Genomic DNA, 1,018 nt, shown 5'->3' with positions numbered 1-1,018 from the left:
TGTAGAACGACATCATGTCGCCGTCGGCGACCTTCGCATAGGCCTCCATGCCCTGGTAGAAGGCAAAGCAGTGCGGCCCGGCCATGCGCTCGACGCCGTGCTTCTCGATGACGCGGTCGAGCAGGCCGCCCGTGCCGCAGTCGGCATAGCCGACGAAGATGTGATCGTAGCCTTCCGCCTTGGCCTTCTCGATCGCCTTGTCCATCGCCGGCGCGATGCGGTCCGGATAGAAATGGAACTCAGCCGGCAGGCAGGTCAGCTCGAGATGGTCGAGCTTTAGCTGTTGCTTGACGGCCAAAACTTCGCGCGCAATCATCCCGCAGGCGATGACGAGCAGCCTGTCTGTTTGATTCGGTTCCGTTTTTTGCGTCTTGACCAAGTCGGGCCGGCTTTCGCTGCGGGGCTTAATATCTGTCGAGGGAGACACTGTTCATGAAACTGCTACGCGTCGCGCCGATCGCCATCCTGGCCTGCGCGCTTGCGCTCACCGCTTGCGCCAACACCATCCGGGGCGTCGGCAAGGACGTCAAATCGACGGCGAGGGCGGTCAAGGACACTGTCAACTGATCGCAGCCTTTTCCATCATCTGGTAACAAAAAAGCCGCGCTGCAAGGCGCGGCTTTTTTTAGGTCCATCCTGATGCCTCGTGTCAGGCGGAAGCGCGAACGTTGTGCTTGCGCTTCATGAAATCCTTTGCGGTCTCGACGGCCACCGCGGCGTCGCGGCAATAGGCGTCGGCGCCGACGGCCTTGCCGAACTCCTCGTTGAGCGGCGCGCCGCCGACCAGGACGACATAATCGTCACGGATGCCCTTTTCCTTCATCGTGTCGATAACGACCTTCATGTAGGGCATGGTGGTGGTGAGCAGCGCCGACATGCCGATGATGTCGGGCTGGTGCTGCTCGATGGCGTCGAGATATTTCTCGACCGCGTTGTTGATGCCGAGGTCGATGACGTCGAAGCCGGCGCCCTCCATCATCATGCCGACGAGGTTCTTGCCGATGTCGTGGATGTCGCC

General features: G+C 60.9%; 3 protein-coding genes. 1 reads left to right on the top strand and 2 read right to left on the bottom strand.

From position 1 onward, the window contains the following. Positions 1-379 (bottom strand): DUF1638 domain-containing protein (locus EOA27_RS37840; protein ID WP_127258900.1); only part of this gene is annotated, 379 nt, incomplete at its 3' end. Between the two features lie 53 nt (positions 380-432). On the opposite strand from EOA27_RS37840, the gene EOA27_RS37835 reads away from it, so the two are divergent. Then, positions 433-567: an entericidin A/B family lipoprotein gene (locus EOA27_RS37835; RefSeq protein ID WP_042645015.1), complete on the top strand. Its 135-nt coding sequence runs from the start codon at positions 433-435 to the stop codon at positions 565-567. An 82-nt stretch (positions 568-649) separates the two neighbouring features. Here the strand turns inward: EOA27_RS37835 and EOA27_RS37830 are convergent. Beyond that, a partial coding sequence (locus tag EOA27_RS37830) for a cobalamin-dependent protein (protein WP_189562359.1) occupies positions 650-1,018 on the bottom strand: 369 nt, incomplete at its 5' end.

This window comes from Mesorhizobium sp. M2A.F.Ca.ET.037.01.1.1 (assembly GCF_003998075.1).
In the GTDB taxonomy this organism is placed as follows: Bacteria; Pseudomonadota; Alphaproteobacteria; order Rhizobiales; family Rhizobiaceae; genus Mesorhizobium.
The sequence above is the reverse complement of the archived record's forward strand: the minus strand, read 5'-3'. Positions and strand labels throughout refer to the sequence as shown.

Bases quoted from the DNA above. Each gene is read 5' to 3' on its own strand.
- EOA27_RS37835 (WP_042645015.1), top strand. From the start codon at position 433: ATGAAACTGCTACGCGTCGCGCCGATCGCCATCCTGGCCTGCGCGCTT.